This is a genomic window from Belliella kenyensis (assembly GCF_022549675.1).
GTDB classification, from domain to species: domain Bacteria; phylum Bacteroidota; class Bacteroidia; order Cytophagales; family Cyclobacteriaceae; genus Belliella; species Belliella kenyensis.
This window is the reverse complement of record NZ_JAKZGR010000012.1, coordinates 40,253-64,969: the sequence shown is the minus strand read 5'-3', so window position 1 is coordinate 64,969 and position 24,717 is coordinate 40,253. Positions and strand designations below refer to the sequence as shown.

The 24,717-nt window shown below is 37.8% G+C and carries 23 protein-coding genes; 17 read left to right on the top strand and 6 right to left on the bottom strand.

What is annotated here, in order from left to right; all coding sequences use genetic code 11:
* Positions 1 to 250 precede the first annotated feature (250 nt).
* A complete protein-coding gene (locus MM214_RS13320; protein WP_241296126.1) occupies positions 251 to 1,309 on the bottom strand; it encodes an NAD(P)H-dependent glycerol-3-phosphate dehydrogenase in 1,059 nt (352 codons plus the stop codon).
* Positions 1,287 to 2,984, bottom strand: a complete 1,698-nt coding sequence (locus MM214_RS13315; protein ID WP_241296125.1) for a 1-acyl-sn-glycerol-3-phosphate acyltransferase — start codon at positions 2,982 to 2,984, stop codon at positions 1,287 to 1,289. Before MM214_RS13315 ends, MM214_RS13320 begins: the two co-directional genes overlap by 23 nt.
* A 388-nt stretch (positions 2,985 to 3,372) precedes the next feature.
* On the opposite strand from MM214_RS13315, the gene MM214_RS13310 reads away from it, so the two are divergent.
* From MM214_RS13310 to MM214_RS13280, 7 genes are all read left to right on the top strand, one after another.
* A complete protein-coding gene (locus tag MM214_RS13310; protein ID WP_241296124.1) occupies positions 3,373 to 4,347 on the top strand; it encodes a polyprenyl synthetase family protein in 975 nt (324 codons plus the stop codon).
* A 127-nt stretch (positions 4,348 to 4,474) separates the two neighbouring features.
* Positions 4,475 to 5,074 (top strand): hypothetical protein, encoded by a 600-nt coding sequence (locus tag MM214_RS13305; protein WP_241296123.1) that lies wholly within the window; start codon positions 4,475 to 4,477, stop codon positions 5,072 to 5,074.
* Position 5,075: 1 nt separating this feature from the next.
* Positions 5,076 to 5,369: a winged helix-turn-helix domain-containing protein gene (locus tag MM214_RS13300; RefSeq protein WP_241296122.1), complete on the top strand. Its 294-nt coding sequence runs from the start codon at positions 5,076 to 5,078 to the stop codon at positions 5,367 to 5,369.
* A gap of 43 nt (positions 5,370 to 5,412) precedes the next feature.
* Positions 5,413 to 5,736 (top strand): hypothetical protein, encoded by a 324-nt coding sequence (locus tag MM214_RS13295; RefSeq protein WP_241296121.1) that lies wholly within the window; start codon positions 5,413 to 5,415, stop codon positions 5,734 to 5,736.
* Positions 5,737 to 5,888: 152 nt separating this feature from the next.
* Positions 5,889 to 6,467, top strand: a complete 579-nt coding sequence (locus tag MM214_RS13290) for a DoxX family protein (RefSeq protein ID WP_241296120.1) — start codon at positions 5,889 to 5,891, stop codon at positions 6,465 to 6,467.
* Between the two features lie 184 nt (positions 6,468 to 6,651).
* Complete coding sequence (locus tag MM214_RS13285) at positions 6,652 to 6,852, top strand: hypothetical protein (RefSeq protein WP_241296119.1); 201 nt, start codon at positions 6,652 to 6,654, stop codon at positions 6,850 to 6,852.
* A gap of 2 nt (positions 6,853 to 6,854) precedes the next feature.
* A complete protein-coding gene (locus tag MM214_RS13280; RefSeq protein ID WP_241296118.1) occupies positions 6,855 to 7,763 on the top strand; it encodes an SDH family Clp fold serine proteinase in 909 nt (302 codons plus the stop codon).
* A gap of 417 nt (positions 7,764 to 8,180) precedes the next feature.
* On the opposite strand, the gene MM214_RS13275 is transcribed toward MM214_RS13280, so the two are convergent.
* Genes MM214_RS13275 through aroQ form a run of 3 tightly spaced genes read right to left on the bottom strand, consistent with a single transcriptional unit; the run spans position 8,181 to position 10,260 of the window.
* Entirely contained in the window at positions 8,181 to 8,768 is a 588-nt protein-coding gene (locus MM214_RS13275) for a MarC family protein (RefSeq protein ID WP_241296117.1), read from the bottom strand.
* Positions 8,769 to 8,773: 5 nt separating this feature from the next.
* Positions 8,774 to 9,829 (bottom strand): aminotransferase class V-fold PLP-dependent enzyme, encoded by a 1,056-nt coding sequence (locus MM214_RS13270; protein WP_241296223.1) that lies wholly within the window; start codon positions 9,827 to 9,829, stop codon positions 8,774 to 8,776.
* Between the two features lie 11 nt (positions 9,830 to 9,840).
* Positions 9,841 to 10,260: a type II 3-dehydroquinate dehydratase gene (aroQ, locus tag MM214_RS13265; protein WP_241296222.1), complete on the bottom strand. Its 420-nt coding sequence runs from the start codon at positions 10,258 to 10,260 to the stop codon at positions 9,841 to 9,843.
* Positions 10,261 to 10,762: 502 nt separating this feature from the next.
* Between aroQ and xerD the strand changes: the two genes are divergently transcribed.
* Positions 10,763 to 11,665 carry a site-specific tyrosine recombinase XerD gene (xerD, locus tag MM214_RS13260; protein WP_241296221.1) on the top strand — a complete coding sequence of 301 codons (903 nt, stop codon included), beginning with the start codon at positions 10,763 to 10,765 and terminating at the stop codon, positions 11,663 to 11,665.
* Between the two features lie 9 nt (positions 11,666 to 11,674).
* On the opposite strand, the gene MM214_RS13255 is transcribed toward xerD, so the two are convergent.
* Positions 11,675 to 12,355, bottom strand: coding sequence for a hypothetical protein (locus tag MM214_RS13255; protein WP_241296116.1), 681 nt, complete (start codon positions 12,353 to 12,355; stop codon positions 11,675 to 11,677).
* Positions 12,356 to 12,570: 215 nt separating this feature from the next.
* Between MM214_RS13255 and MM214_RS13250 the strand changes: the two genes are divergently transcribed.
* From MM214_RS13250 to MM214_RS13210, 9 genes are all read left to right on the top strand, one after another.
* The gene (locus MM214_RS13250; protein WP_241296115.1) at positions 12,571 to 13,614 is read left to right on the top strand and encodes a quinone-dependent dihydroorotate dehydrogenase; all 1,044 of its coding nucleotides are present in this window, start codon (positions 12,571 to 12,573) and stop codon (positions 13,612 to 13,614) included.
* A 62-nt stretch (positions 13,615 to 13,676) separates the two neighbouring features.
* Positions 13,677 to 16,211: an FtsK/SpoIIIE family DNA translocase gene (locus MM214_RS13245; protein WP_241296114.1), complete on the top strand. Its 2,535-nt coding sequence runs from the start codon at positions 13,677 to 13,679 to the stop codon at positions 16,209 to 16,211.
* A gap of 36 nt (positions 16,212 to 16,247) precedes the next feature.
* Positions 16,248 to 16,904 carry a LolA family protein gene (locus MM214_RS13240; protein ID WP_241296113.1) on the top strand — a complete coding sequence of 219 codons (657 nt, stop codon included), beginning with the start codon at positions 16,248 to 16,250 and terminating at the stop codon, positions 16,902 to 16,904.
* A gap of 94 nt (positions 16,905 to 16,998) precedes the next feature.
* The gene (gene pyrF, locus MM214_RS13235) at positions 16,999 to 17,817 is read left to right on the top strand and encodes an orotidine-5'-phosphate decarboxylase (protein ID WP_241296112.1); all 819 of its coding nucleotides are present in this window, start codon (positions 16,999 to 17,001) and stop codon (positions 17,815 to 17,817) included.
* Positions 17,818 to 17,999: 182 nt separating this feature from the next.
* Entirely contained in the window at positions 18,000 to 19,295 is a 1,296-nt protein-coding gene (locus tag MM214_RS13230; protein WP_241296111.1) for a DUF2851 family protein, read from the top strand.
* A 55-nt stretch (positions 19,296 to 19,350) separates the two neighbouring features.
* On the top strand, positions 19,351 to 19,989 hold the full coding sequence (locus tag MM214_RS13225) for an acetyltransferase (protein WP_241296110.1): 639 nt from the start codon (positions 19,351 to 19,353) through the stop codon (positions 19,987 to 19,989).
* A gap of 62 nt (positions 19,990 to 20,051) precedes the next feature.
* Positions 20,052 to 21,020, top strand: coding sequence for an oxygen-dependent tRNA uridine(34) hydroxylase TrhO (gene trhO / locus MM214_RS13220; protein ID WP_241296109.1), 969 nt, complete (start codon positions 20,052 to 20,054; stop codon positions 21,018 to 21,020).
* 7 nt (positions 21,021 to 21,027) lie between these two features.
* A complete protein-coding gene (locus MM214_RS13215; RefSeq protein WP_241296108.1) occupies positions 21,028 to 21,897 on the top strand; it encodes a nucleoside phosphorylase in 870 nt (289 codons plus the stop codon).
* A gap of 352 nt (positions 21,898 to 22,249) precedes the next feature.
* On the top strand, positions 22,250 to 24,682 hold the full coding sequence (locus MM214_RS13210; RefSeq protein ID WP_241296107.1) for a TonB-dependent receptor domain-containing protein: 2,433 nt from the start codon (positions 22,250 to 22,252) through the stop codon (positions 24,680 to 24,682).
* Positions 24,683 to 24,717: the final 35 nt, after the last annotated feature.

Below are 24,717 nucleotides of genomic sequence, written 5' to 3'. Positions count from 1 at the left end.
TTTCCTAATAGATGTACATAATCTATCTGATATTACCACCAAGATGCCATTGAGCAAATCATTTGAGATACCTTCAAGATTTAGCTATTGATAGATATTTGATCCGCCCAGGTGGACAAGTTATTAAGGGATAACTTTTTCCGTTTTTCTGGAATTGATCTGGAAGCTAATTTTAATTGGCATAAAACACCTCCTCTAGGTATAGGTGCATATTCACATCAGGTATCAGCAATAGTCTGCTATAAATATTCTATAGGAAATCTACATCAACGCTGAATGGATATTTCATCAGGTATTGTACTGCTTCTTCAATTTTTAGATCTCCAAATAGTACCTTGTAAAGATTTTCAGTGATAGGTGCTCGTGTTCCAGTACTTTCCATGAAATTCTTCATCAACCTAACTGTGTTGATCCCTTCAGCTACTTCTTCCATAGTGGTCTGTATTTCAGCGAGCGTTTCTCCTTTAGCTAGGCGGTAGCCGACAGTATAATTTCTGGAAAGCGTGGAGTTGCAAGTAGTCACCAAATCCCCAATTCCCGCAAGGCCAATGAATGACTTAAGACTTCCTCCTAACGCATTGCCCATATAAATCAGCTCCACCATGCCTCTGGAAATTAAAAGACCTTTGGCGTTCTCTCCCAAACCAAGTCCAGCAAGTGCTCCAGATGCGATTGCGATAATGTTTTTCAATACACCACTAAGCTCCACTCCAATGATGTCAGAATTCCCGTAGACTTGAAATTTTTCAGACCTAAGTAAATTCTGACCTTGAAGGATGACTTCATTGAATTTACTGGAGACCACAGTAGCGGCAGGCAATCCTCCAGCCAGCTCTTTGGCAAGGTTTGGGCCAGCCAAGCAGCCAACTCGCACGACGACTGTTTCTTTTAAAATCACCTCTGACATCGTCAGGATGTTCTCTCTGCGTATCACCTTCATGTCCTCTTGTGACTTTCCTTCGGGAAGGTTAAGACAAAGACCTTTGGTACCATGAATGATCATGTGGTAGGGGTAAAGGAACGGGGAAAACAGCCTGGTTACATCAATAAATGCACTAGAAGGGACCATGAAAAAAATCACATCACAAGCTTTACACAGAAATTCAGGGTCTTGCGTAGCTTGAATATTAGGATTGATGGCTACCCCATCTATACTGTGGTTTGAATTGATCTCGTCGACTAGCTCAGCCCTTCGGGCATAAGCTATGACATGATTTTTTTCTGACAAAAGACTTGCTATTGCAGTACCAAAGCTGCCTAGTCCCACTACTCCTATAGATTTGGATTTAAAAGAGTTTTTCGAGATCATAGCCGTCTAGTCTGTTATGATAATAATAAAGTAAGTTCAAATCTTCAGTGATAATATTTCCGTTTTTGTCTTTTAAAAGTGGTCTTTTAGCATGATACATCCCTACATTTTCTAAACCATGCGTGATGATCTGATCTATTTCTCTTCTCAAATGTGGAGCAATATGAACTTTGCCTTTATCTCTGAGCTCAAATATTCTTTCTAACACCCGCTTACATTCTGCTTTGAAAGAAGCATATGGGATAGATAGATCTTCTTCCGGTAATCTCAAGAGGTTGAATAGATCCATTTTTTTATTTTCTCTCTTGATCATTTGGAATGCAGTAAATGCTACAAGATGAGAACTGAAGACTCTATTGATAATATGGAATTCCTGAACTATTCTATTTCCCAACCTATTGGTGTACTCTTCCTCTCTCTGAGTATCTACAGTAATGTTACCATCAGAAATGAAATAATCTCTCGTGTCGATGATCCTTCCATTTTTATCCATGCTGTTTCCATTTTGATCTACATAGTGACCCAATACGTCCATGGGTTTGCCTACAGAGACAGAGATATCTGATCCTTTGGTGAAGAATTTCAGGAGGAACTTGGAGATTTTCAGCGACGTCGAAAATTCATCTGACTCTTGATAGTAGCGTTCTTGTCCAGTGATGCTCAAATGCTCTTTGATAAGGCTTGGTGCTTCTAAGACAAAATGATAGTTGATAGTAACTGGAACTATAAATATCTTGCCAGAAACGTCATTGATGCCTTTTTGGTAGTTTGCTCTTTGTGCCTCAACGGCAGTGCTTAGTAGTCCGAGTTTCAACTTAGATTCAATTTTTCCACTTCGAGACCGAGTGCCTCCTGGGAAAAACAAGCTATGAACTCCAAATTGAATAGCCTCTGAGCTATAAGTTTTTAAAGTTTCTATGTAGACTAGATTTTTTTTCCTTCTATCTACCTTATAAGCTCCGAGAGCATTCATAAAGTAGGCAAATATTTCTATGTTGAAAAGATTAAGTCCTGCTCCATAAATAAATGGAGGTAAGCCCAATACAGATATAATCCAGCCGATTAGTATGGAGTCAAGGTTGGAAAAGTGGGTAGGAACCATGATTATGGTACCCTTTGAAGCAAGATCTCTTAGATGTTTGGTCTCTCCTATGATCTGAATTTTATCCTGAAGGGTGTATTGGTTACTGAAAAGCCTCTTGAACCCTTTCACTCTTGCAGCATTGAGCAATCTCGCAAAACCTGTCGTGACAATGGATCGCGTAACTTTGTAGTGTGTATGCTTGAATGTACTAGCGATTTCCTCTGCGTATCTTAGAGTGATCTGATCAAGAATGTCTATATATTTCTTCTTTCTTTGGACCTTAGTCAGTGAATTGTCTGCACTCAGTTGTACCAAGGACGATTTTACACCATTCCAAAAGTCATAATCATCTTCTGGATCCACAGCCCAAGGGTTTTGCTTGATACGCAGCTTTTCTCGGTAATGAGTAGTTTCTAATTCTTCTTTGAGAACCTCAACTTTCCCTCCAGTGAATTCAAGAATTCTATTTTTGGCAGCCTCAGCTACTTTCTTCACGAACTCTTTTCTGCTTTTACTCAATTTCATGACAGGCCATTCATCCTTTTGAGGAAGAATTGGCTCATATTTTTTTTTGATATAGTCGTCAGTCAAGGTAGTCGGTTATTTAGATAAAAATCAAAGATACAAAATTACTCAAATCTGGGCAGTGAACAAGTATACGTACTTCCTTCCATTTGCCTCAGAGGATGCAATCTTCACGAAAACTTCAAAATCAATGACGTACTATTTGAATTGCCATTAATTCTAATTTTTCTTTTAATCCATAAATGGATATTTTAAAGATATGAATTATTTGAAGCTGTTCATGAAGAAAATCTAGAAAATTGAAATCAATTTCTGAGAGATAAGGTTAGATTTTGGATGTCCGTTTATCAAAAATATGATCAAAGTAGTACTATTCTATACCTTACGAGTAATATTTGAAGTGACGGTTTTGTCTAAGATAGAATAGATCGTATTATTGCATCATCTTATATACATGAAGCCTGACCTAAAGCAAATACAAGCGCCAATTGCCACCGAAATGGTGGAATTCGAGAAGAAGTTTCGAGACTTTATGAAAAGTAAGGTCAAGCTACTCGACCACATTACCAATTACATTGTCAAGCGCAAAGGAAAACAAATGCGTCCTATGTTTGTTTTTCTGACTGCTGGTGTGTGTGGGCAGATCTCAGAGTCTTCTTACAGAGGTGCTGCCTTGATTGAATTACTGCATACCGCTACATTGGTACATGATGATGTGGTAGATGATGCCAACTACCGAAGGGGGTTTTTTTCAGTTAATGCTTTGTGGAAAAATAAAATCGCAGTACTCGTAGGTGATTATTTACTTTCGAGAGGTTTGTTATTGAGTGTAGACAATGGAGATTTTGACTTACTTCGAATTGTCTCACATGCCGTCAGAGAAATGTCCGAGGGAGAACTTTTACAGATAGCCAAAGCTAGAAAGCTAGACATCACAGAAGAAGTATATTATCAAATCATTCGTCAGAAAACAGCCAGTTTGATTGCTTCGTGTTGTGAAGTGGGAGCAGCTACTTCGGGTGCAAGTCAAGATCATGTAGAAAAAATGCGTGTTTTTGGTGAGAAAATTGGAATGGCTTTTCAAATCAAAGATGATCTTTTTGACTACGGTGAGGATGAGATCGGCAAGCCACTTGGTATTGATATCAAAGAAAAGAAGATGACTTTGCCTTTGATTTATGCCTTGAATAATGCCTCTTGGTTAGATAAGAAAAAGATCATTTATTTGATTAGAAATAGAAATGAAGATAAAAAAGCAGTCAATCAAGTGATAGATTTTGTGAAGCAATCAGGAGGTCTTGAATATGCCACCAAGGTTATGACTTCTTATTTTGAGGATGCGCTTCAGATACTTAATGATTTTCCTGAATCTGAATATAAGAAGTCCTTGGAAGGGCTTGTGAGATATACCATTGAGCGGAAAAAGTAAAATGGCTTCTTTTTCTACACCATAATCTAAAAATGAATCCCATTTGTTAAGAATTGTCAATTGAGAAAAATGTTTTTTGAATATCAATAATTTTAATTTTACTTTGTATTTCAAAGTACTTTAATATATGGAAAATCCTGAAAGAGCATTGTCTGAAATTAGGTTAATGATGGAGCGAAGTAGCCGGTTTTTGTCTTTGAGCGGTGTCTCAGGGATTTTGGCTGGTATATATGCCTTGATCGGGGTAGGGATTTTTTACTTTTGGCTATCTCCTTTTTCCTCAAATCAGCAGCCTATCTCTCAAGGATTGATATGGAAGAGTTTAATATTAGCCATGGTTGTTTTGATCTTGGCAGTGGCTACTGCCGGTTGGATGAGTCAGAAAAAAAGCCGAAAGGAATCCCTGAAGTTTTGGGCTCCTGCAAGTAGAAGGTTCATGCAAGCCCTATTCTTACCAGTAATCAGTGGTGGTCTATTTGCTCTGGCATTGTTACATGTGGGTCAGTATAATTTGATACCTTCAGCTACTTTGATTTTTTATGGATTAGGTTTGATTAGCGCTGGGCATTTCACGATGAATGAAATCAAACATTTGGGTATTTATCAGTTGATCTGCGGACTATTTGCTGCATTTTTCCCTGAATTTGGACTTGTATTTTGGGCTTTGGGATTTGGAGTGCTTCATATTGTTTATGGAGGAATGATGTATTACAGATACGAGCGTTGATGTGAAGGGGACTTACGACAAAGCATTCGAAAACATAATCAGACTACAAGTAATGTCGATTCTGATGGCTAATGAGCAGTCTGATTTCAATGGTTTCAAAGAAATGATGGAAGTAAGTGATGGCAACCTTTCTACTCACTTGCGGACTTTGGAAAGGCTGGAATATATTATGGTAGAAAAATCTTTTGTGGGCAGGAAGCCTAAAACGAATTATTGGGCAACTGTAAAGGGAAGGCAAGCTTTTCTGGAACATTTGAATTATCTGGAATATTTGATCAAAGAACATAAAGGGTAAAAAAATTAAAAATTTACTTTGTAATTCAAAGTACTTTAACATCATGAAAACACAAGAAAATGCCATCAAGCTCTCTACAAATACATTATTGAAAGCTACTTCTATCGGAGCCATTATTCCTATATTGTATCTATGTTTCATTATTTTGACAAAAGAAGAAACGTTTGAAATGTGGATGCTTTATCCGCTCATAATTATTCCTATTGGTGGTGGTTTGGGTGCGATCTTTTTTTATAATATGACTTTCATATGGTTTAGAGAAGGAGTAAAGAGAATGTTTGCTTTCCTGCTATCTGCAATTGTTTATGGGGTGATGTTGTGGGGTTTTGCAGTATTAGCATTTGCGATTACCGGGCATTGGAATTGAGTTGACTCAAACTAAGTGATATGACAAGTGTATTCATTAAGCTTGAAAGCATTCACCAAGCTATAAGATCAAATTTTTGGCATCGGTGTTTCTATTTGTTCTGTAGGCTAAGCTTAGCAGTCGGTTTCCTAATAGCTGGTATGGTCAAAATCATGGGTGAGCGATTTGCAAGTGGGCTTTCTGATATTCATCCAATGGGGTCCTATCTGGATGCTTTGTTTCATACTGGTTATTATTACACCTTTATTGGTATAGCTCAAGTGCTTGCAGCTGTAATGTTGCTAATTCCAAGGACAGTTTTGGCAGGTGCGCTTCTATATATGAGTATTATTTTCAATATCTGGATATTGTCTCTAGCTGTGCGGTTTGAAGGGTCCTTGGTTTCTTCCACGCTTATGGTATTGGCAACTTTATATTTGATTTGCTACCATTTTGATCAATTCAAATGGATTTTTTCCAAGTCAAATGATCTGGATTTGAAGCTGTCAAAAATGGATAAGAAGTTTCCCTTGAGATTTTTCTTTGGGAGTTTAGTAGTTATAGTATTGGTAGTATATATTTTCACTAATCTATTTGAAATCATGCCGAGAAACTCCTTGACTGATTGTAAATCTCAATTTGCAGGTACAGAAAATGAAACTGCTGGTTATCTATTTTGTGAATGTGTACATCTTGAGGGTAATGCCCTGTCTCGATGTTTGGAGCAATATGAAGAAGGGGAAGTAAACTAAGAGTGGTACTTCAGAGTTAAATCTCGTATAAGTTATCAAAGCAGATTAGTGAAAGTTTTATTTAAAAATCATTTAGTTAGTAGTTTTAAATTATACGGGTTTCTGGAATTCTGGAGTTGGTAGCTATTACCACTTCGAGAGTTATAAATGAAATGAATATGTAAAAAAAATGTATATTTGAAATATGAAGATCAAAGAAAATAAATCTGTAAGTCAAAATTTTGAAGATGATTACAAAATGATCGTCGAATCTTCAAAAAATTCTGTTGTCGTCGAATCTGAATGGACAAAAGATGGTGATTTTTTTCAAAAATTAACAATGTATGACGATAACTATGTACCAATCCCAACTTTAGGAGAAACAACTTTAATTAAAGATTTTTAAGTATGCCAAATTGGAATGAAGTTATAGTAGAAATTCAACAAGCTCGACAAAATAACCCTAATGTTAATCCATTAGATACAGTCAGGCGAAAGTACTTAAAGAAAGTATCTGAAATAACTGGTAGAAATACGATTGCCTATTATTCAGGTTGGCTTCAAAAACCAAAAGCTCCTGGAACGGCAGTAGGAGATAAGGATAAGTCAGGCTTTATGTTAGGTATTAATAAACTTGATAGATCTCAAGGGTTAGATTTAATTCTACATACACCAGGAGGAGATATTGCGGCAACGGAGTCGCTAGTTGATTATCTTTATTCTATGTATGATAAGGATATTAGGGTGATAGTTCCTCAAATATCAATGTCTGCTGGAACAATGATAGCTTTTGCTTCCAAAGAAATTGTAATGGGTAAACATTCAAATTTAGGACCTATTGATCCTCAAATGGGAGGTTTGGCTTGCCAAGCTGTTTTGAATGAGTTTGAACAAGCTAAAGAAGATATTAGACAAAATCCTCATTCAGCATCATTATGGCAAGTTATTATTGGGAAATATCATCCTACTTTTTTGGGTGCCTGTAAACAGGCTATCGAATGGTCTGAAAAAATGGTTTCTGATTGGCTTGAAAATAACATGTGTGACGGAGATATGAAGAGGGTTAAAAATATTGTAGATACTTTTTCAAATCATAGTATACAAAAATCTCATGCTAGGCATATATCTAAAAAGGAGTGTAAAGAAGTTGGGTTGGAAATTTCAGATTTAGAAAATGATCAGGATCTTCAAGATGCAGTTTTGACAACTCACCATGCATTTATGCATACATTTTCAAATACCCATTGTGTGAAAATAATAGAAAATCATGAGGGAATTGCCTATATCGAGCAAGCGACTCCTCCACAAATCAAATAGTGAATCATGATTAACCTATTCAAGCAAATATTGATTAAGGTGTATAATCAGTTTTTTCTAAAGTTTCATTTTTGCATTTAAACTTTGAAAATTAGTTATCAGTTTAATTTAGAATTGATATTAATATCCAATTTTAGTTTTTAACTACATCATTATTAACCATTTTCTGTTTTGCTTATCGAGGAGGTATAAGGTTTTGAGAATTTGGTTTTAACCCATACCTGTTCGATTCTAACTGGTTAATCTCAATTTGTGCCGAAATCACAATTATAAAATAGACACAAAGTAAACTCTGTGTTTACTCTGTGTCTACTTTAGGTAAGAAATTAAGAGCCAATTAGTGATTGATTTTCCATAAGTTTCGAACTAAAATTATTTGCTGGTTTTTATTAGTCTTAGATTAGTATTTCAGCAAACCTAAACCAATCCCCCAGTAGACATTGCACTTTTGAAAATCTTGATGGCGATAGAAAGCAAGATGATTCCAAAGATCCTTCTTAACACATCAAGCCCAGTTTTACCAAGTTTTCTTTCTAGCCAAGAGGTGCTTTTGAGCACTATATACACGATGATCAAGTTGATAATGATACCTATGCCTATGTTGATCTGCTCAAATTCGGCCTTCAGAGTAAGAATGGTCGTCAAAGTACCAGCGCCCGCGATAAGAGGGAAAGCTATTGGCACGATGGAAGCACCACCACTGGCGTCTGGGTCAGGCTTGAAAAGCTCTATTCCCAGGATCATTTCCGCACCTAAAGCAAAGATGATCAATGCACCAGCGATTGCAAAGTCTTCAACACCAATTCCAAATAGATTCAAAATCGACTTTCCCAGAAATAAAAAAAGAATCATCAATACGCCAGCAGCCAGCGTGGCCTTTTCTGATTCAATATGACCCACTTTTTGACGTAGATTGATCACGATCGGGATAGATCCCAATATATCAATCACCGAAAACAAGATGAGTGTAACTGATAATACTTCTTTGAAGTCGAAGGTGCCCATTTGGTTTAGTATTGTTTTAGAAATTCAATAAGTTTTTCAAATTCTTCATCTGTGATGGCAGGAAAGTTAGCAATTCTGAAGCTAGATGCTTTCAAGGGACCATATCCACCACCGAGCTGCATGTTTGCTTTTGTAGCACTTTGTTTTATTTCAGTGACAAATGACTCTGAGCCTGAGATTGCGAGTACTGTAGAACTTCTTGCGGCTTCGTTATTGATAAGAAGTTGAAGTTTTGAGGTCATTGCCACTGTATATTCCAGTTTTTGCATGCGCTTTCTGATTACACTATCCACATGTTGGATCTCAGGTAGGTCTTTCAATACCCTGTTGAGCAGATAGATACCTAAGACGTTTGGTGTGTAATGTGTTTGATATATTTCTGCATTCTCCAGCATGAAGTTAAGGCTATTGTATCTCCCGTGTTCTCCTTTTGACTTGGTTTTGGCTATGGCCTTCGGCGATAGGATCAATATCCCCAATCCTGCTGGAAGACCAAAGCACTTTTGCACCGATGCATACCATATATCCGCTACCGAAAAATCCAAGTAAATTCCGCCCATGGAGGATGTTGTATCTACGGCGATCATTTTTTCTGGAAATTTTTCGCCAATAGATCTGATGGTATCTATGCTAACTTGAGTAGCATTCGAGGTTTCGTTTTGGGTAACACCTATAATGTCGAATTCTTGCCCTACTTGAAGTGACGCTAAATCCACCGTCTCATTGGCATCGATCTTTAACTGTCCAGTAGTTGCATTGATATGTTTAGCATATTCATACCATTTCTTACCAAAAGAACCAGAGTATATGTGAAAGCTTGCCTGCTCCACAATGGATTGAGTAATGATTTCCCAATTTTCTGTGGACGAAGAAGTGAACAATAACTTGTAATCTTCTGGCATGTGTAGCTTCTCTTTCATCAATGTTTCTGTCTCTTTATAAAGATTCATAAAGACAGCGCTTCGATGGCTAGCGCTCATGATTCCGCTTTGAAATGCATCATTAAGGTATCCTTCAAGGTTATCATAGACCTTCGAAGGCCCTGGAGAAAATGTAGTGATCATAGGTTTGATTAGGTTGTGATGAAGTATTGTATGCCAAGTTCGTATCCTTTAAGTCCCAATCCGGAAATCATGCCTATACAGGATTTGGAGATAATACTTTTATGGCGAAACTCTTCTCTTTTGTAAATATTGGAGATATGGACTTCTAGAGTGGGTGTGGTCACACCTGCAATAGCATCTGAGATGGCTACAGAAGTATGCGTATATCCGCCAGCATTTAGTAGGATTGCATCATAGGAGAATCCTACTTCATGGATTTTGTCAATGATTTCACCTTCGATATTGCTTTGGAAATAAAAGAGCTCGATGGATGGATACTTTGCCTTTAGTGTTTCGAAATATTCTTCAAAAGATTGGTTTCCGTAGATCTCAGGTTCCCGTTTCCCCAATAGATTGAGGTTGGGGCCGTTTATGACGATGATTTTCAAAATGGTATAATGGTTAGTGGTACGCAATGCGCTACAAAGTTATTCTTAATGCTTTTAAATACATAAGGTTTAGGCGCTAAAAATCTTAGGGTTGCTTTTTTGTGTTTAACTAATGCTTCAGGGGGCTAAATCAAATTTTTCAACTTAAGGACAATCAAGCGTGTCAAATGACAAAGAGAAAATCTCTTTGAGCTTATTTTGTCGATTTCATTTACTAAGCTAACTTTTGATATCTTATAAAACCATAAATCAGCTATTATGATCAGAATAGTCGCTTAATGAATCCGGTCATTTTAAGTATTATATATATTTATGTGTTGGACTTACAGCTTTACTTTTATCAAATTGAAAAAAATGAGATTCGTTTTCTTTATTGATTGGGAATGGAATACTTATAATTTTGTATATGAGAAATTGAGGGCAAATTTTGTCTTATTTTGAAGCATGTGATGTATCATTCTATTTTCCCTTAGCCGAAACTTACACTAATCCATTGTACCATATGTCCACTTGGACTTCATACCAAAAGCAATTCCAACACTACTTGAAGCTAGAAAGGTCTTTGAGCAAAAATTCAATCATTGCTTATCAGCAAGATATTTCTAAGCTTAGGGCATACATGGAGCAGCGATTCCCCGCTATCTCGCCACTAGAAGTTAAGCTTGAGCACTTGAGAAGTTTTGTCAATGATTTGGCTAGTTTAGAGATTTCTGCTTATTCACAATCAAGGATAATTTCAGGGATCAAGGCTTTTTATCGTTTTTTGATGTATGAGGATCTGATCACTGAAGACCCTGCTCAACTACTCGAGACACCCAAGCTTGGCAGGAAGTTACCAGACACATTGAGTTATGAAGAGATCAATGTCATACTAGAAAGCATTGAGCTCGGACAACCTGAAGGCCATAGGAATAGAGCTATGCTAGAGATGCTCTATAGTTCAGGCTTGAGGGTGTCGGAGTTGGTTGATTTGAAAATCGGAAATGTGTATTTTGACATAGGTTTTCTAAGGGTGATTGGAAAAGGTAACAAAGAAAGACTTGTACCCATTGGCTCGGATGCGATTAAATATTTGAAAATATATTTGAATGAGATTAGAAAAAATCAATCCATTGCCAAAGGCCATGAGGAAGTTGTCTTTTTGAATAGAAGAGGTAAGAAACTTACAAGGGTGATGATTTTTTTGATCATCAAAAAACAGGTAGAAATTGCAGGGATTGTCAAAAATGTGAGTCCACACACCTTCAGGCATAGTTTTGCTACACATTTGATAGAAGGGGGTGCGGACTTGAGGGCCGTACAAGAAATGCTAGGACATGAAAGTATCACTACGACAGAGATTTACACCCATTTGGATAGAGACTATTTAAGACAGGTTCTCAATGAATTTCATCCAAGAAAATGAATTGGATCTCTAAAAGTTGAATTTGATAGCTAGACTGGGCTGTATCATTTCAAAGGGTACTCGTCTAGTTGTAAGAGTAACTTGTCCTTGATCATTGTATGAAGCATCTTGTTTAGTGAGGAGATTCATTTCCCCAGAGTTGACATAACTTACACGAAGTTCTAGAAAAGTCTCTTTACTTTCGTTCAATGGGATCATTACACCACCTCCTAATTGATACAGTAAGGCCCAATCGTAAACCTCAGTGCCAGATGATAAGGGGTCACTGAGTCTATTTTCTCGTACTCTTGACCTTGTGTAGGTATGAATTCCTCCCAACTGTGCCTCAACAAATGGCCTGATTCCAAGACTAGTTTCTGGCATGATTCTCATCAATCCAGTAAGCGTTGCTACATTATTATTTCGCCTGATTCGAAATCGCTGCTCGGTTCCGTTGATGACTGTATTGCTTCTAGTCATATTGGTACCATACCTGCCATAGCCAAATTCCCCGCCAAGATATATAGGGGTGGTTGATAATTTGAACAGCCCTTGCGCACCGATAGCAGGTACAAAAAGTCCGTTTGTATCATTTTGAAGAGTTCCTGTGGCAAAGCCACCATTGAGATGGACTCCGATTAAATGCTGCTGTGCTTGTATCGAAGTACCACAAAGGAAAAGTAGACAAAATAAAAAGATAGAATTCTTCATGAGTATAGAAGTTTGTTTGTTGATTTGTACGAAGACAATTAAGCTAGGTTTTTCAAATAGAAGGAACCTGCGCAGGTGCTATGATGTGAACAGCAAAGCTATATATTGAATATATTTGTTTGACTAAGAATAGGGTATCTTTCATTATCACATTTTTTCTTCGCAAAAACTCATATTTGCTGTAATTTAGCGCACTGAAATCAAAACCCCACGCCGTGTATAAAGCTATTATAAAACCTATCCTTTTTAAGAGGAATCCAGAGTCTGCACACTATTTTACTTTTGCGTGGATCAAAAGACTATTCAACCTTCCCATTATCAAACCAATCGTGAAAAGTCAATTTGGTCTAGAAGACAGGTCACTGGAGCGTGTGGTTTTTGGATTGAAATTCAAAAATCCGATAGGCTTGGCAGCAGGTTTTGATAAGGATGCCAAAGTGATAGATGAGATGTCACTTTTGGGCTTTGGATTTATTGAAATAGGTACCTTGACACCAAAGCCTCAAGAAGGAAATCCTAAACCAAGGATGTTCAGGCTGCCGCATGATCAAGCAATCATCAATAGAATGGGCTTTAATAATGGTGGAGTAGAAGAGGCTGTACAAAGGTTGCGAAATAGAAAATCAGATGTAATCGTAGGGGGAAATATTGGCAAGAATAAAATAACACCAAATGAGCAAGCCGTAGACGATTACTTGATTTGTCTTGAGGCATTGCACCCATATGTAGATTATTTTGTGGTGAATGTCAGCTCTCCCAATACACCAAACCTAAGGGATTTGCAAGAGAAAGAACCTTTGAAAAAATTACTTTCTGCTGTAAAATCTGCCAATGATAAAAAAGACAATCCAAAACCTATTTTGCTGAAAATTGCCCCGGACCTTACTGAAGGTCAGCTAGATGATATCATTGAGATAGTGAAGGAGACGGGTATAGATGGAGTGATTGCTACAAATACCACCATAGACAGGAGTCGATTGGTCACAGACATGGATCAAGTGGAAGCTATGGGAGCTGGAGGACTAAGCGGTAAAGTGCTTGCGACAAGGAGTACAGAAGTGATTAGATATTTGCATGAGCGATCTGGAGCTTCTTTTCCCATTATAGGAGTGGGAGGGATATTTACAGCACAAGATGCTATTGACAAATTGGAGGCTGGAGCAAGCTTGGTTCAGGTTTATACAGGAATGATCTACGAAGGGCCAGGTATAGTAAAGTCTATCAAAAAGGGGCTTTTGTCACATTTTCAAAATCAATAAGCTAGAAATCTGTATATTTCGAGTTCATTGTTAGCGTAATTTCATTTAGGAAAAATTCAAATATGGCTTCACAAGCACCAAAAACTAATACTTTTAGAAAGAAAGACGAGACGAGAGCAAAAGCTGGTGAGAAGAAGCAGAGAAAATTCTCAATTGCTTTTCTCAAGAATAAGAAAATACCAATTACGGTTGGGATAGTATTGATCATCCTAGCTATAGTGATGTTTTTTGCTTTTGTAAGTTATATATTCACTGGAAAAGCAGATCAAAGTGCGCTGTCAGCACTTGACCAAGGGCTCAGAGAAAGTGCAAATGAAACTAGAAATTGGCAAGGTTACTTTGGGGCATATGTTGCGGAGCTTTTTATAAGAAGATGGTTCGGAATAGCAGCGTTTTTGTTACCTCCATTCTTATTTCTTTTAGGAGTAAAGCTAGCTTTTAAAATTTCTCTTTTTTCCCTTTCTAGGTACAGTACTTTTGCCTTATTCTTTACTTTCTGGCTTGGATTATTTACAGGATACATTGTTCAACTTATTGATGGGTATTCCGCATTCAATAATTTGAGCGGAGGGTTTGGCTACGAGTTAGGCAGGCTATCTAACGATTTTCTTGGTTGGGGGAGTTTTGTACTAATTGCAGGTGCATTGTTGATTTTTGTGATCTTCTTCTTCAATATAGATCATCTCAGCTGGTCTCCGAGAACTTCAGCTTCGGAGACTGACCAAGAATCAGAACTGGAAAGCAATGATCATTCAGAAAGTAAGCTGGATAGCTTCGATTTGGAAGAGGCAGATGAAAATGAAAATGAGGAAGACATCAATGACTTATTCAAAAAAATGGTGGAGAACTCTTCAGCAATGTTGGAAAAGGAACTGCCTGAGGATAATGCAGATTCTGAAGAGGATGGGAGTTCTTGGACGATTAATGCTACAGAAAATGAAACTAAAAAACCTATCGCACAGCCTGAATTCAACATAGAAGGAATGGATGATTTGCCAGAAGAGGAAGAAGTGATAGAGGAAGTTGATAGGAAATTTTCTGTTCATCAAGTGGATGATGAAGAGAAGACAGCTGATCAGGTGGCTAACTTGGATCCATATGACCCTACCTTAGACTTGCCAAGATATCAATATCCTACGATTGAATTGCTAAATGAATATGACGTCAAAAAAGTCACAGTCACTAGGCAGGAACTAGAAGAGAACAAAAACAAAATCGTAGAGACCCTTGTCAATTTTAAGATTGGTATTCAAGAAATCAAAGCAACCATTGGTCCCACGGTGACTTTATACGAAATAGTGCCAGATCCAGGAGTGAAGATTTCAAAAATCAAAAATCTTGAAGATGATATCGCCCTTAGTCTGGCTGCACTAGGGATTAGAATCATCGCCCCAATCCCAGGCAAAGGTACCATTGGTATAGAAGTACCAAATAAAAACAGAGAATTGGTGCCAGCACGAGCAGTTTTGGGTACAGAGAAGTTCATGCATAGCGATAAAGATTTACCCGTTGCTTTAGGAAAAACTATTTCTAATGAAGTCTTTGTCATGGATCTTGCCAAAATGCCTCACTTGCTCATGGCAGGTGCTACAGGTCAAGGTAAATCCGTTGGTTTGAACATGATCCTTGCCTCTTTGGTATACAAGAAACATCCTTCTCAGTTGAAATTTGTACTTGTTGATCCCAAAAAAGTGGAGTTGACACTCTTTAATAAAATTGAGAGACATTTTCTTGCTAAACTTCCAGGAGCAGAGGAGGCTATCATTACAGATACCAAAAAAGTAATATATACATTGAACTCACTTTGTACAGAGATGGACAATAGATACGACTTGCTGAAAGATGCAGGGTGTAGAAATCTCAAAGAGTACAATGCGAAGTTTGTAGCTCGTAAATTAAATCCAGAGAAAGGCCATAGATTCATGCCTTATATCGTGTTGGTGATAGATGAATTGGCGGATTTGATGATGACTGCTGGTAAGGAGATTGAGGCACCAATAGCTAGATTGGCACAGCTTGCTAGGGCGATAGGCATTCACTTGGTAGTAGCCACACAGAGACCTTCGGTGAATGTTATTACGGGTATTATCAAAGCGAATTTCCCAGCAAGATTATCCTTTAGAGTGACTTCCAAGATAGATAGTAGAACAATCTTAGATGCTGGTGGAGCAGATCAATTGATCGGTATGGGTGATATGCTGCTTTCATCTGGCTCAGAGATGACCAGGTTGCAATGTGCATTTTTGGATACACCAGAAGTAGATGCAATTTGTGATTGGATAGGTGAGCAGGGTGGGTATCCAGATGCCTATCTTTTGCCAGAGTTTGTAGGTGAGGAGGGTGATGGCAGCTCACTAGATGTTGATTTGGCAGATAGAGACCCATTGTTCGATGATGCAGCTAGATTGATTGTAATGCATCAGCAGGGAAGTACATCTTTGATTCAGAGAAAATTAAAATTAGGCTACAACCGAGCAGGTAGGATAGTAGATCAATTGGAGGCTGCGGGAATAGTAGGTCCTTTCGAGGGGAGTAAAGCAAGAGAAGTATTGATCCAAGATGAAGCAAGTTTGGAACGGTTGTTGAGTAGTCTTTAAAGCTTAATTAAAGCATTATTCAAAGCAAATTAAAGTATGATTAAGAGATTAACTTTAGCCGCATTACTCCTAGTATCTTTAGTGGGAGTATCACATGCTCAGAAGGATTCAAACGCAAAGGCTGTTCTAGATGCAGTTAGTAAAAAGTATCAATCACTTCAAGGTATGAAAGCTACATTTGAGTACTCTTATGCCATGTCTGGCGAAGCTGCTCAAAGTCAGTCGGGAGAGATAGCCATAAAAGGAGATAAATATCATCTTGTTCTTCCAGAGCAAGGCCAAGAAATATTCAATAACGGGAAGACAGTTTGGACCTTTATCAATTCTGGTGGTTACAAAGAAGTCACAATCAATAACTCCAATGAAATGGAAGATGAGCTTAAGCCTTCATCTGTTTATACTATTTATCAAAAAGGCTACAACTACAAACTCTTGGGAGAAAGAAACGTCAATGGTGTGCTTGTACAAGAGATTGAGCTGAAAGCTGAAAAAGCGGGAGCACCCTTCAAAAAGGTGAATTTGTGGGTGGATAAAAATAAAAAAGACCTTGTGGGATGGGAGATTACTGATGATCAAGGAGGAAAGCTCAAATACCAGTTTAAATCTGTTGACACAAGTATTAAGCTTTCTGATGATTACTTTGTCTTCAATCCTCAAAAATATGGAAAGGTTGAAATCATCGATCTACGCTAGCAATATGTCCAAATAGATTAATTTAAAGTCATCTATAGGGAATTGCGTATGTTTTTTAATCAAATTGTCTATTTTTGCCCAAACCCTAGCAAGCATGGACAAATTAACCTTATTCAAGCAAATTCAAGAGAAAAAGTCATTTTTATGTATAGGTCTTGATACTGATCTTCATAAAATCCCAAAACATTTGCTCGAGTATGAGGATCCAATTTTTGAATTTAACAAACAAATCATCGATGCAACAAAGGATTTGGCTGTAGCTTATAAGCCAAATACAGCGTTTTATGAAGCTTTGGGCGCAAAAGGTTGGCAAAGTTTGGCACGTACTTTAGATTATATTCCGAACGATATTTTTACAATAGCCGATGCTAAAAGGGGGGATATAGGAAACACTTCACGCTTGTATGCTCAAGCCTTTTTTGATCGGATGAATTTTGATTCAATTACGGTAGCACCATATATGGGTGTAGATAGTGTAAGTCCATTCTTGTCTTTTGAGGGCAAGTGGGTCATTTTGCTGGCATTGACTTCTAATGAGGGTAGCCAAGATTTCCAAATGATCCAATCAGGGGATGGTAAGCCTTTATTCCAGCACGTTCTTGAGAAAAGTCAAGAATGGGGAAGTGCAAATAACTTGATGTATGTAGTTGGTGCGACAAGAGGGGAGTTTATTGCGGAAGTTAGGAAAATAGTTCCAGACCATTTCTTCCTAGTTCCTGGAGTAGGTGCACAAGGAGGGAGTTTGGAAGAAGTGGCTAAATACGGCATGAATGCACATTGTGGACTTCTGGTAAACTCATCCCGAGGGATAATCTACGCAAGCGATGGAGAGGACTTCGCCCAAGTCGCTAGAGACGAAGCCAGGAAGCTTCAAGCTGAGATGGAAGAGCTTCTTCAAAAATTTTGCAAATAATTTCTACGTTTGATCTTTTTTTACTAAATTTTTGCTAGAAATATTTCTGGTGAAAGGGCAAGTAATGTGCTCATAAAATTATGCCGTGCATCTAATGAGTTCTTATCAATGATCTGATTGACAGCAAGATAACGGTTAATGCAGGATTATTTTTGATTTTTGTATCATTTAATTTTTCTACAATGAAGTTTCAAGAGGATTTTCTACAGACAGTCTGGAAGTACCAGTATTTTGATAAGCAAGGTTTGGATACTTCCAATGGAGATTCGATTCAAATCAAGAAAATCGGCTTTCATAATTTTTATGAAGGACCTGATTTTTTGGAAGCACATGTGCAGATTGGCAAGCTTGAATACTTTGGGCATGTGGAGGTACATTTGAAAGCTTCTGATTGGAAACATCATGAGCATGATTCTGACCCTAGGTACAACAGTGTGATCCTCCACGTGGTCTGGGAGGAGGATAAACCGATTTTTAGAAAAGACGGGACTCCAGTTCCTACGCTGGTTCTGAAAGGTAGAATACTACTTGATGTTTTGAGAAATTATGAGCGCTTGATATCAGGAAATGAAGCACTACTCTGCTCAGAAAGCATTCATGATGTGGCAGACATCATAAAATTTTCAGCATTGGAAAAGGCACTTGTGGAGCGATTGGACAAAAAGTCCTCTGAAGTATTGGAGATTTTGGACAAAACTAAGGGCGATTGGGAAGAGGCGTGTTTTCAATGGATGATGCGTGCTTTTGGATTCAAAACTAACGCCAATGCAATGGAACATTTATCAGCAATGCTGACCATTAAAATGTTGAAGAAGCATGGTGGGTCATCATTGATTATCCAAGCCATATTGCTCGGACAAGCAGGATTGATTCCTGATGAGGTTCAGGATGAATATGGTAAAATCTTGAAGGGAGAATTTGATTTTCATAGTAAGAAATACAGCTTGCCTACTCCTATGCATTTTTCACAATGGAAATTTATGGGTGTAAGACCTGGGAATTTTCCAACCTATAGGCTAGTTCAATTAGGGGAGATTATTAGCAAAAGTCCCAATTTACTCTCAACAATACTGAATGATTCTGCAAATTTCAAGACCTTACAAGATATCTTTGACATCACCATTCCTGATTATTGGAGATATCATTATCACTTTGACAAGAAGTCTGGAAAAAAGATAAGTGGAAAAATTAGTGTAAACTCATTCAACCTATTGATAATTAATTTTGTCGTTCCTATATGGTTTGCTTATGGCAAGTATTTACAAGAATCTCATTGGCAGGAGCGCTGCTTTGACTTGCTACAATCAATAGTCGCAGAAGAGAATTTCATAGTCAGGAAATTTTCTTCTAGCGGATGGAACGCTCAAAATTCCTTTGATTCACAAGGGATGATAGGACTTTTTCGAGCCAATTGCCAGCAAAAAAAGTGTTTGGAATGCAAGGTTGGTCAAAATTTGCTAAAACCAAGCAAGAAATGAATTTTGCTTTGGAGTTCAATATGACGTACTTTTGCAATCCAAAAGAGATAAATTCATGGAAAAACCAGTAATTATATTTGGAGCAAAAGGTATAGCTCATCCCGCATTAGAGATTTTTAACAGCAATAGTGTGGTGGTGTATGGTTTTCTTGATGAAGAAGAAGCACTATATGGGCAAGAGATTAATGTAGTGCCAATACTTGGACATCCGGAGGATGATGGTTTCTTGAAGCTAATTGGGAAAAAATGTGAGGCATTTGTGGCCGTGGATGACAATAAATACAGGCAGTTTTTAGTGAAAATGCTGAATGAAAGGCGGAAGGTGCAGCCCATCAATGCTATTCATCAATCTTCCTACATATCTACTGATTCAGTCATAGGGCATGGTAATTTTATCAATGCGAAAGTACTCATAGGTACAGGAGCCTCCATAGGCAGCCATTGTATTTTTCATACGGGAGCGATTATAGATCATGGAGCCAAAGTAGGTGATTTTGTTCAAGTTGGTGCTGGATCTATTGTCAATTCAAACGTGACTATTGAAGAGGGAGCGTTTATCGGTTCAGGTGTAGTGATAGTTTCTGGTATTACGATTGGAAAAAATGCACGAGTCGGAGCAGGATCAGTGGTGATTTCTGACGTGAAAGCTAACGAAACGGTCTTCGGAAATCCTGCATCACCCATAAAAAAGTAAAATTTAAATCAAGTTTATTAATAGATCAACCCAAACACCTTGTCGGAAACAAGGCTTAAGTTATGGAAAACAAAACACACAGCATTTTGCTCTATTATTGCTATGCCCCTATCGAGGATACGGAGGCATATAGAGAAGAGCATCACCTCTTTTGTATCGAAAATAATATAAGAGGTAGGATCATCATTTCTTCCGAGGGTCTCAATGGGACTGTTTCGGGTCTGAGAGAAGACTGCGAGCGTTATATGGAATATATTCATGCAGATCCTAGATTTGCAAAGACAGAGTTCAAAGTCGAGCCTTATGACAAACATGCTTTTGCGAAAATTCATGTAAGAGTCAAGCCAGAAATCGTACACAGTAGCTTGAAGCACATAGACCCGAATGTCAGGACTGGCAAGCACTTAGAGCCGGAGGAATTCAAAAAGTTGAAAGATCAAGAGGATGTGGTTATTCTGGATGTGAGGTCCAATTATGAACATGAATTGGGCAGGTTCAAAAATGCTATAACCTTAGATATAGATAATTTCAGGGATTTTCCAGAAAAAGTAAAAGAGCTAGAGCACCTAAAAAACAAGAAGGTGCTGACGTACTGTACCGGAGGTATAAAATGCGAAAAAGCATCCGCTTTTCTTTTAGAACAAGGCTTTGAAGATGTTTATCAGCTACATGGAGGGATTATCAAGTACGGTCTAGAGGCTGGAGGAGAAGACTTCGAAGGAAAATGTTATGTGTTTGATAACAGAATAGCTGTGGATGTGAACAAGGTAAATCCAAAGGTAATCTCAACCTGTCACGTATGTGGAACTGTCTCAGCGCGTATGGTCAACTGTGCCAACCCGACTTGTAATGCACACGTAGCAATCTGCGAAAACTGTGGATGGGAAATGGAAGGCGCATGTTCTACTACTTGCAAAGAACATCCTGAAAAACGACCTTATGATGGCACAGGATACTATCAAAAGGTAAGTAATGGCTACAATCCGTACAAGGGACTGCAAAGAAAATCCAATAAAGAAAAAGTAAATTAATCACCCTATGGGAAATCGCATACCTGAATCTGAGTTGATCATCAATCCAGATGGGAGTATTTATCATTTGAATTTATTGCCTGAGCAGTTAGCTTCGACAGTGATCGCTGTGGGTGATCCTGAGCGGGTGTCCAAGGTTTCCCAATATTTTGATGAAATCACTCATGAAGTTTCGAAGCGGGAATTTGTAACGCATACGGGTACCTACAAAGGAGTGCCTATCACTGCGATGAGTACTGGAATGGGTACGGATAACATTGAAATATTTATGACCGAACTCGATGCTTTGGTAAACGTTGATTTTCAGACTAGACTTCCGAAAACTGACCATACAACTTTAGACATCATAAGAATTGGAACTTCTGGGAGTATGAGGTCTGATATTCCTGCGGGCTCTATGCTAGCTTCTACCTATGCAGTAGGATTAGATACATTGATGACATATTATCAGACAGAATATAGTGATTTGGAAATAGAAGTCTCTGATTCGGTGAAGCAGGTACTTGGAGTAGCTTTTACTCCCTATTGTGTCGCAGGTTCAAGTTTGTTGATTGATCTTTTAGGCCATGATTTGATAAAAGGGAATACAGCTACTTGTCCAGGTTTTTTTGGACCTCAGGGACGAGAAGTTCGTATCAAACCTGCGATTCCTGATATTATTGAAAAGCTCGCCTCCATTTCCATTGGAGATTTCAAGCTTACTAACTTTGAAATGGAAACAGCTGGATACTATGCTATGGGTAGACTTCTTGGTCATGAAGTACTGAGCTTAAATGCAATAGTTGCGAATAGGATCACACATGAGTTTGCCGAGGATCCTCATGGAATCGTCGATCAATTGATAAAAACCACATTAGAAAAATTAGCGAATCGATGATTCGCTTTTTTTATTCCTATTTTTAAACTGCTCTTTTTGAATAAATTACTTTTCCGCTCACAGCAAGAGTTTTCAGTACACATGAGTTAAGAACCTTTGATGTAACTTGAAAAGATCAACGAACAAAATCAAAGTTGAAGTGTTATTAAAGTGTGAGTTTTTGACTTATTTCGCCTAAAAATTGAATAAAACCTTTACGATCAAATCTTGATCTTTGGTGAGTTTTCAGAAAATAATGTCGGTATTCAAATAAAATCAGTCTGATGGGTGTGTATGATATCCCTATTTGTTTGAATGAGAGTATAAAGTTCTAAAAATCGCTATTTATAAAAAAAACAAAAAAATACTAGAAATGACTCGTTTTATACAGTTTCTCATTTTATCTGCGGCTTTTTTTTCATTTGTATCTGCCACCGCGCAGGATTTTGAGGTTAAAGGTAGGGTCATAGAAGCAGAATCCTCAAATCCACTAGAGTTTGCAAATATTGCTTTGTTAAGCCCAGGAGATTCTTCCTTGATCACTGGAGGTATGAGTGAATTGGATGGGACTTTTTCCTTCATGTCATCAGCAGGAGAATTTATTTTAAGGGTTGGTTTTATTGGGTATGAAAGTAGATTCAGGACGATTACTTTGGGTCAAAAGGAGGTTTTGAATGTAGGAAACGTAAGACTAAGAAAAGATGCACAAAACTTGGATGAAGTAGTGGTAGAAGGCGTGACTTCAATGTTTGAAAGTGACATAGATAAGCGAAGATACAATGTAGAGAATAGTATCTTGGCAGAAGGTGCTATGGCTTCTGATCTTTTGAGCACCTTGCCATCTATTCAGATGGATGATGAGGGCGGTATATCCATGCGTGGGAGTGGTAATATTTTAATTTACATCAATGGAAGGCCTTCTAATTTATCTGGAGATGATGCAGAAAGTGTATTAGCGCAATTTCCTGCAAATAGTATTAAGTCAGTAGAACTGATTACCAATCCATCTTCCAGATATGATGCAGCAGGTGTGGGGGGGATCATAAATATAATTTTGAAGAAAAATGAAAGAACTGGGCTCAATGGACAAGTAAATGCGGGGATCGGAACAAGAGGTAAATACAATGCTGGACTGAATCTGAATTATGGAACAGAAAAAGCAAACTACTATGCGTCTTATAATTGGCAAGACAATCGACGCTTTAGAGAGAGTGAGTCTTTTCGTCAAAGTAACCTGACTTCTGCCTCACCAATTCTTGATCAAGATGCTTATCAAGTCAATAGAGATATAAATCACCTTATCAGAGCTGGAATTGATTGGAGTTTGTCTGAAAACAATGTTTTTGGAATTTATGCCCAGGGTAGTTTTAGAGACAGGACAAGTGATGAAGTTTTAAATCAAAGAAATTTGACCTTGGCAAGAAATCTGGATAGTTTATTTGTAAGAGATATACAGGAAGTAAGATCAAGCCAAAATTTCGAAGCGGGATTGACTTATTCGGTAGATATCGATACACTGGGTCAAAAGTTTTTTACGACTGCGTCTTACTCAAGAGATGAAAGAGTTCAGGATAAGGTCTTTGATCAGCTTTTTTTCAATGAATTCAATCAAGAAGTTCCAAGCAATAGGATATTGCAATTGAATGATAGGCCACAGACTAGTGACCTATACTTGTTGCAATTGGACTATGAAAAACCATTTGCTAATGGTGGGAAGATAGAAGGTGGTCTCAAAGGAACATTTAGAGCATGGAATCGTTCACAATTTTTCTCAGAAGGAAATGAGAGTAATGGATTTCAGCCTGAATTGAATGATTTTTTCAGTGACTCATTCAATTTCAAAGAGGATGTATACGCTTCTTACCTAAGTTATAGGAATAAATTAGGGAAAATTGGCTATCAAGGAGGTCTTAGGGCTGAGTATACTGAGACGATTTCTAGACTTGAAAGCGCAGCTGATCCATATATCAATAATTATTTCAATATTTTCCCAAGCGCATACCTAAGTTATGAAATGGGGCAGGAGGAAGAGTTTACAGCCAACTTCAGTAGAAGAATAAATAGGCCAGGCATGTGGTCGCTAGCTCCGATCTATGGAGTAAGTGATTTGTATAACCTCAGTATTGGCAATCCTGAACTTCAGCCAGAATTCACAAATTCTTATGAATTGGGTTATATGAAAGGTTGGGAAAGATATTTGCTTAATGCTACTGTATACCATAGATTCTCCACAGATATTCACACGAGAATCATCAGGCTAAATGAAGACAACGTAGCCATTCAGACTAGAGAAAATGCCAATAGCAGAATCAATACAGGTTTGGAGCTTGTGAATCAGTTTCAATTGACTTCATGGTTTGATGCTACGGTGTCTGGAAATTTCTTTTATTCGGAAATTAGAGGGGATAATATTGAGGCTGGGTTTAATAATTCCAATTATTCTTGGACGATCAACTCTTTGTTTAATATGGTAATTCCGAGGATTGCTACCCTTCAAATTCAAGGAGACTACAGAGGCCCAATTGTTTTGCCCCAAGGCGAAATAGAGCCTTTATGGGGTGTAAATGTAGGTGTCAGAAGAGATTTGTTGGATAAAAAGGCTACTGTTAGTCTCAATATTAGTGATATTTTCAACACTAGAATATTTAGAATAAGTACTGAGGATGAGCGGTTTGTCCAAGACCGATGGTTCAATCGAGAAACTAGAATTGGCACTTTGTCATTCACTTATAGGTTTGGAGGATTCAAAGATAAGTCTAGGAATAGAGAGCGTAGCAGAGATGATTTTGATGATGATGATTTTTAATTTCTTTATGGATTAAAGCTTATTTTTTAATATCT